General features: G+C 59.7%; 6 protein-coding genes. 3 read left to right on the top strand and 3 right to left on the bottom strand.

Going from position 1 to position 7,322, the window contains the following annotated elements; translation table 11 throughout:
• Nucleotides 1-84: 84 nt before the first annotated feature.
• The 3 genes from QK296_RS03565 to QK296_RS03555 form a co-directional block, all read right to left on the bottom strand.
• Entirely contained in the window at nt 85-300 is a 216-nt protein-coding gene (locus QK296_RS03565) for a hypothetical protein (protein ID WP_003187725.1), read from the bottom strand.
• A gap of 235 nt (nt 301-535) precedes the next feature.
• Entirely contained in the window at nt 536-1,642 is a 1,107-nt protein-coding gene (gene aguA / locus QK296_RS03560; protein WP_120247834.1) for an agmatine deiminase, read from the bottom strand.
• Nucleotides 1,643-1,763: 121 nt separating this feature from the next.
• On the bottom strand, nt 1,764-4,673 hold the full coding sequence (locus tag QK296_RS03555) for an aminotransferase (protein WP_282390609.1): 2,910 nt from the start codon (nt 4,671-4,673) through the stop codon (nt 1,764-1,766).
• Nucleotides 4,674-4,824: 151 nt separating this feature from the next.
• Here QK296_RS03555 and rfbB point away from each other — a divergent pair, with 151 nt between their 5' ends.
• The 3 genes from rfbB to rfbC are packed head-to-tail and all read left to right on the top strand — an operon-like array spanning nt 4,825 to nt 7,321.
• Complete coding sequence (rfbB, locus tag QK296_RS03550; protein ID WP_169856498.1) at nt 4,825-5,907, top strand: dTDP-glucose 4,6-dehydratase; 1,083 nt, start codon at nt 4,825-4,827, stop codon at nt 5,905-5,907.
• Nucleotides 5,904-6,779 (top strand): glucose-1-phosphate thymidylyltransferase RfbA, encoded by an 876-nt coding sequence (gene rfbA, locus QK296_RS03545; protein WP_169856496.1) that lies wholly within the window; start codon nt 5,904-5,906, stop codon nt 6,777-6,779. Before rfbB ends, rfbA begins: the two co-directional genes overlap by 4 nt.
• Nucleotides 6,776-7,321: a dTDP-4-dehydrorhamnose 3,5-epimerase gene (gene rfbC / locus QK296_RS03540; protein ID WP_120247831.1), complete on the top strand. Its 546-nt coding sequence runs from the start codon at nt 6,776-6,778 to the stop codon at nt 7,319-7,321. Before rfbA ends, rfbC begins: the two co-directional genes overlap by 4 nt.
• Nucleotide 7,322: the final 1 nt, after the last annotated feature.

Here is a 7,322-nt window from a genome sequence, read left to right as displayed (position 1 = left end):
AAGCGGTGTGCCAGTCACTGAATGTTTAACTGAACCACCGCCATCGCAGGCAAGCCAGCTCCCACAGTTGGTTTCAGGTGTTCTTTAGTTGCTCATTACCTCGCACAACGCCTGCACCTCATCCTCCGTGAACAACCCCACCGGGTAGCGCTCACTCATCACGCTGCGCAAGTCAGGCGCTTGCCTGACCTGTCGCGAGCCGTTTGCCTTCAACCAGAGGGCCAGCGCATGGATGGCGTCACCGTCGACCCGCAAAGGGTGGAACGTACGCGTGTTCATCAGGTGGACATCGGCATTCATTTCAGCGCTCTCTCCTGCTGCGTGAGCGGCTAACTTACTCAAGGTTTGTGACAGAACTGCGCGGTCATCCCCCTTGGGCCACTGTAACCACAGCGATACAAGAGCTATGCCAATGTGCCCTGTTCATTGGCATACAGGCATGAAAAAGCCCGCGACCGGGCTGGGTCGCGGGCTTGCGGGGAGCACCGCAAGGGCGCAGTGCTCCTACGCCATCAAGGCGCTGTTACAACTGCACTCACTTTCGCTGCGGGGCGGGCTGCTGTTGGGTCAGGCAATGGATATTGCCCCCGCCCAGTAACAGTTCGCGACCCGGCACCATCACCACTTCATGCTGTGGGAACAGATTCTGCAGGATTTGCTTGGCCTGGTCGTCCAACGGGTCATCGAAGCTCGGCGCGATGATGCCGCCGTTGACGATCAGGAAGTTGACGTAGGAACCGGCCAACCGCACGGTCGGATTACGCTCCTGGCTGCCATCAACCAAATCTACCCCGGCGCATTCCTCCTCAGTGGCATACAGCGGACCCGGGATCGGCATTTTATGCACGATGAACGAGCGACCCTGGGCATCGGTGCTGCTTTGCAGCACATCCATGGCTGCGTGGCAGCGTGGGTAGTTCGGGTCTTGCGGGTCGTCGGTCCAGGCCAACAGCACTTCGCCCGGACGCACGTAGCAGCAGAAGTTATCCACATGGCCGTCGGTTTCGTCGTTGAACAGGCCGTCCGGCAACCAGATGATCTTATCCACAGCCAGGTTATCGCTGAGCACCGCCTCAATGGCCGCACGATCAAGGTGCGGGTTGCGGTTGCGGTTCAACAGGCACTCTTCGGTGGTGATCAGTGTGCCTTCGCCGTCGACATGAATCGAACCGCCTTCAAGCACAAAGCCTTCAGTGCGGTAACGCGGTGCGCGCTCCATCTCGAGGATCTTGCCTCCCACCTGGGAATCGCGGTTCCACGGCGAATACAGGCCGCCGTCAAAACCACCCCAGGCGTTGAAGTCCCAGTTCACACCCCGTACTTCACCACTGCCGTTGATCACGAAAGTCGGGCCGGTGTCGCGAACCCAGGCGTCGTCATTGGACATTTCCACCACGCGGATATTGGGCACGTCCAGGCGGGCACGGGCGTTTTCGTACTGGCCGGCGGAAACCGCGACGGTCACCGGCTCAAACCGCGCGATGGCCTTGGCCACCGCCACATGGGCCGCCTGCGCAGGCTTGCCGCCCAGGCGCCAGTTGTCTGGGCGTTCGGGCCAGATCATCCAGGTCTGAGTCTGGGGCGCCCATTCGGCAGGCATGTGAAAGCCATCGGCGCGAGGTGTGCTGTGCAAGGTGGTCATGGCGATCAGGGCTCCGAATGGGGTGAAGGGCAACTTTATAATGGATAAAAATCGGCTTTAACAGCCTAAAAATACGATAGGTGCTCAGTTCTGCAACAAATAGCCGATAACCATCGATAAATCACAGTTGCTCATCCAGCACTTTCGACAGCATGTCCACAAAGAAATCCACGCTGCGCCGGGAAGTGACCATCGGCGGCTTGATCTTGAGGATATTCAGGTAATCCCCCGTAGGCTGCATGAAAATCCCCAACTCACGCAGACGATCACACAACAAGGCGGTTTCTGCCGTCGCAGGTTCGAGGGTATGGCGATCACGCACCAGTTCAAGGCCCAGATAGAATCCCGAACCGTGTACAGCACCGACGAGTGAGTGGCGGTCGATCAATTTCTCCAGTCGTGCCTTGAAATGCCCGCCTACCACTTGGGCGTTTTCCCACAGTTTTTCCTCCTCCATCACGTCCAGCACTGCCATGCCGATCCGGCAGCTGACCGGGCTGCCTCCGGATGACGAGAAGAAGTAACCCTCGGCCTCCAGTGCCTCGGCAATTTCTCGACGGGTGATCACCGCGCCCAACGGCTGGCCGTTGCCCATGCCTTTGGCCATGGTGATGATGTCGGGCACCACACCCTGCTGTTCAAACCCCCAGAAGAAATGCCCCATGCGGCCGTAACCCACCTGCACTTCGTCGGCGATGCACACGCCACCCTGGGCACGGACCAAGCCATATACCTGTTGCAGGTAACCCGCTGGCAGGGAGATGCCGCCGGCATTGCCGTACACCGGCTCGCAGATGAACCCGGCCAATTGACGCCGGCTCGCGGCGATTTTCGCCAGGTTATGCTCCACGCTTCGTACATAGTCCGGCGCACTGGCCGGCCCGCGGAACTCACCGCGGTAGGTATTGGGCGCCGTCACCGGGTGTACCCAATCCGGGCGGCTGCTCAAGGCCTGAGGGTTATCGGCAATCGAGGTGGACACGGCATCCGCCGCCACCGACCAGCCGTGGTAGGCCTCCAGCACGCTGAGCATGTCGCGCCCGCCGCTGTAGGCCCAGGCCAGGCGAATCGCCAGGTCATTGGCCTCGGTGCCGCTGTTGACCAGGAACACCCGGTCCATGCCCTCCGGCGCCAACGCCAGCAAGCGCTCGGAGAACTCGGCAATTGCCGCATAGTGAAACCGCGAGTTGGTGTTGAGCAACGACCACTGCCGCGCCGCCACCTCCGCCATGCGCGGGTGGCCATGGCCCAGCACGGCCACGTTGTTGAGCATGTCGAGGTAGGATCGGCCCTGCATATCGATCAGGTGGTTACGCCAGCCACGCTCGATACGCGGCGGGTCGGCGTAGTAGTGCTTCTGGGAGCGGGCAAAGCTGGCATCACGCCGGGCCAGCAGGGCCTCTGGGTCCAGTTCCGGCTCAGCATCACAGGCCAGGTCCAACAGCGCCGCGGGTGACGGGCACAACGCCTGCCATGCCAACGCCCGGGAAGGTGTGCAGAACAGCGGTGGCTCAAGGTCGGCGCGGCATAACTGCACGGTCAACGGCCCATGAACCTCGCCCAGCACCTGCCCTTTGACCAGCGTTGCGCCGGGCTTGAGTGATGTTCGCACGCCCCACAAGCGCAGGCTCAGCCCACTGCTATGCAAGCACAGTAAGCCGTCGGTGCCTTCGCGCAGCGTTCCCGCAAAGGGCGCCTCCAAAACCGTGCCGTGGGGCAGATGCAGCTCGACATGCAGGGGGAAGGTCTCGGACTCCACCGCACTGTCGGGACGGGTGCGCGACAAGCGGTATTGCCCATAACGACTGGCCGCCAGCCCATGCACCGTCGCCGCTTCATCCAGCAAGCGCCGATCTATGCCGGGAGTTTCCCAATTGCCTGCCTCGAAATGCGGGCTGAGTACGCCCAGGTCGATCAGGGCGAACTCGCGACCCACCACACCTGGCAATAAAGGCGCGAAGTCGTGGTTGGCGACGGACGGTAATGTTTCGCCGACGCTGCGCAGAATCGCCGCTTGCATGAGCTCAAAGGACACCGACGTGGCAATATCGAAAATTTCCCACTCGTGCTCGGCGTTTTTCTTTAGATAAGTGTTATCCGGGTCCAGGCGTTGCTGCTGCTCACTGCTGAGCACCAACACTGCCGCGCGAGCGACGATCAACGGCCACAGCACCTCTAACTCTTCGCGCTGCAAGGGCGTGACCGCGTGGCAGGCCTGGATCGCCGGCAAGAGGGCAAACGGATCACCGTCGGCATGGTGCAACAGCGACGCGCAGGTCACCGACAGGTCGGTAATTCGCCAGGTGCGCGCCAGATCACCAAAATCGATCACGCCTTGAATACGCCAGTGTAGCTGGGTATCACGCTGCCACACCACGTTGTCATCGGTGATGTCCATGTGCACCGCTTGCCACGGCAGGCGTGCCGCCAACGGCTGCACATGCGCCTCGACCTGCCTGGCCACCTGTTCCAAAGCGGCACGCTGCGGCAGATCGGGCAAGGTTGCCAGCAGGTGGGTGATCAATGCCTGGGCGTGGCGCGGGTCCCATTGCAGGGTGCGCTCCAGGCCAGGGTGTTCGAAACCTGCCAGCGCGTTGCTCATTTGCCCGCACAGCTCACCAAAGCCTTCGATCACGGCACGGCTCAGGTGGGGCAAATGCGTCAGGGGCTGGCCGTCGATGTAGTCCAACAGCCGCAGGTGCAGGGTTTGGCCGTCGACGTTGACCGTCAGCAGTTCCTCGCCCTCCACTGTCTGGATGACCTTGGGCACGCGCAGGCCGGGATGCGTGCCCAGGCTGTGGAGGGCTGCGTGCTGGGCCTGGAGTTCAACCGCGGCGTAGTCACCCCGGCAGACTTTCAGAACGAAACGGCCCTGCGTGCTGTCAATTCTGTAGTTGAGGTCTTGTTGACTGCCCAATGAGCGTAATTTGCCCGTCAATCCATAATGTCGTTCGAGCAGGCATGCTGCTTGCTCGGGGGTTACTTCTGGGCAAGGCAAGCTGGCACGGTGGGTCAACGTGGCTAACGACATTGTGACGACCTTTGTTTTTTCAGGCGTCTATATCGCCATTGTTCAGGGGCGATAATCAACCCCTTATGCTCACGGCGCTTGCGCCGGCCCGATTCACAACTCAAGCTATGCATCTTTCGCTTTATGTCCGTCTAAGGAAAAGGCCCTCGACATGCGCATTCTCATCACCGGCGGTGCCGGATTTATTGGCTCGGCCCTGATCCGACACTTGATTCAACACACTGAGCATGAAGTGCTCAACCTGGACAAGCTGACTTACGCCGGCAACCTTGAGTCGCTGGCCAGCATCGCGTCCAACAGCCGCTATGAGTTTGTCCAGGCCGATATCATCGACCAGGCCACCGTCAGCGCCGTGCTCGCACGCTTCGAACCCGATGCGATCATGCATTTGGCGGCCGAGTCCCATGTGGACCGTTCCATTGACGGTCCGTCGGATTTTATCCAGACCAACATCGTGGGCACCTACAGCCTGCTGGAAGCCACGCGCGCCTATTGGCAGACGCTGGCAGAGCCGGCAAAAAGCGCATTCCGTTTCCACCACATCTCCACTGACGAGGTGTATGGCGACCTGCACGGCGTGGACGACCTCTTCACCGAGACCACGCCTTACGCACCGAGCTCGCCCTATTCCGCGAGCAAGGCAGCGTCTGACCACCTGGTACGCGCCTGGCAGCGCACCTATGGCCTGCCGGTGCTGTTGACCAACTGCTCGAACAATTACGGGCCGTTCCACTTCCCCGAAAAATTGATCCCGCTGGTGATTCTCAATGCCCTGGCGGGCAAGCCACTGCCGGTGTATGGCGATGGTCTGCAGGTGCGTGACTGGCTGTTCGTCGAGGACCACGCCCGTGCGCTGCTCAAAGTGGTGACCACTGGGGTTGTGGGCGAGACCTACAATATCGGTGGCCACAACGAACAGAAGAACATCGACGTCGTACGTGGCATCTGCGCCCTGCTGGAAGAACTGGCGCCACAACGCCCAGCCGGCGTGGAGAAATTTACCGACCTGATCACCTTCGTCAAGGATCGCCCAGGCCACGACCAACGCTACGCCATCGACGCCAGCAAGATCGAGCGCGAATTGGGCTGGGTCCCGGAAGAAACCTTCGAGACCGGCCTGCGCAAAACCGTGCAGTGGTACCTCGATAACCTGGAATGGTGCCGCAGGGTCCAGGACGGTAGTTATCAAGGTGAACGACTGGGCAATACTGACGTGAAGGATTTGATCGCATGATGAAGGGAATTGTATTGGCCGGCGGTTCCGGCACGCGTTTGCACCCCATTACCCTGGGCGTATCCAAACAGTTGTTGCCGGTGTATGACAAGCCGATGATCTACTACCCGATCTCGGTACTGATGCTGGCGGGGATCAAGGACATCCTGGTGATCTCCACGCCAGTGGACTTGCCGCAATACCAGAACCTGCTGGGCGATGGCAGCCAGTTTGGTGTGCGCTTCAGCTACGCGGAGCAGCCTTCGCCGGATGGCTTGGCCCAGGCGTTTATCATCGGCGAAGAGTTCATTGGTAATGATCCTGTGTGCTTGATCCTGGGGGACAACATCTTCCACGGCCAGCATTTCGGCGATCAACTGCGCACTGCGGCCGAACGCCCTTCAGGCGCTACCGTGTTCGGCTACTGGGTCAAAGACCCTGAGCGTTTCGGTGTGATTGACTTCGATAGCGAAGGCCGCGCCCTGACCATTGAAGAAAAACCGGCTAAACCGAAGTCTCATTACGCGGTGACCGGCCTGTATTTCTACGACAACGACGTGATCAAGATCGCCAAGGCGGTCAAACCTTCGCCACGTGGCGAACTGGAGATCACCGACGTCAACAATGCTTACCTCAAGCGCGGCGATCTGCATGTTGAACGCTTCGGCCGTGGCTTTGCCTGGCTCGACACCGGCACCCATGACAGCCTGTTGGAAGCCTCGACCTACGTTCAGACCATCGAGCATCGCCAAGGCTTGAAAGTGGCTTGCCTGGAAGAGATCGCCTATGAAAACGGCTGGATCGACCGTGACTATCTGCTGGAACGCGCCAAATACTTTGGTAAGACCGGCTATGGTCAGTACCTGTATATGCTGGCTGGAAACACTAAATGAACGTGATCGCCACTGAACTGCCCGGTGTACTAATCATCGAGCCAAAGGTTTTTGGCGATGAGCGCGGTTTTTTTTATGAGAGCTTCAATGCGCGCGCGTTTGAAAAAGCCAGCGGATTACAACTGCAGTTTGTGCAAGACAATCACTCGCGCTCGCAAAAGGGCGTGCTGAGAGGACTTCACTACCAGGTAGAACACGCCCAAGGAAAACTAGTGCGTGTGACCGCCGGCGAAGTATTGGACGTGGCGGTGGATATCCGCCGCAGCTCGCCGCATTTCGGCAAGTGGGCCAGCGTGCGCCTATCGGCAGAAAATAACCGCCAGTTGTGGATTCCACCAGGCTTTGCCCATGGATTCGTCGTGCTGAGCGACTATGCCGAATTCCTCTACAAGACCACGGACTACTACACGCCGTCTGCGGAGCGTTGTATCCGTTGGGATGATACGGATCTCAACATCGATTGGCAGCTCAATGGCACGCCGACGCTGTCCGCCAAAGATCAAAACGGTAAAACCCTGAAAGACGCGGATTTATTTCTGTGAT

The sequence above is a fragment of the Pseudomonas sp. AL10 genome (assembly GCF_029960685.1).
Lineage (GTDB): Bacteria > Pseudomonadota > Gammaproteobacteria > Pseudomonadales > Pseudomonadaceae > Aquipseudomonas > Aquipseudomonas lactis.
This window is presented reverse-complemented; position numbering and strand designations above follow the sequence as displayed.

Coding starts and splice junctions, on each gene's coding strand:
- QK296_RS03565 (WP_003187725.1), bottom strand. CDS start 300: ATGAATGCCGATGTCCACCTGATGAACACGCGTACGTTCCACCCTTTG.
- aguA (WP_120247834.1), bottom strand. CDS start 1,642: ATGACCACCTTGCACAGCACACCTCGCGCCGATGGCTTTCACATGCCT.
- QK296_RS03555 (WP_282390609.1), bottom strand. CDS start 4,673: ATGTCGTTAGCCACGTTGACCCACCGTGCCAGCTTGCCTTGCCCAGAA.
- rfbB (WP_169856498.1), top strand. CDS start 4,825: ATGCGCATTCTCATCACCGGCGGTGCCGGATTTATTGGCTCGGCCCTG.
- rfbA (WP_169856496.1), top strand. CDS start 5,904: ATGATGAAGGGAATTGTATTGGCCGGCGGTTCCGGCACGCGTTTGCAC.
- rfbC (WP_120247831.1), top strand. CDS start 6,776: ATGAACGTGATCGCCACTGAACTGCCCGGTGTACTAATCATCGAGCCA.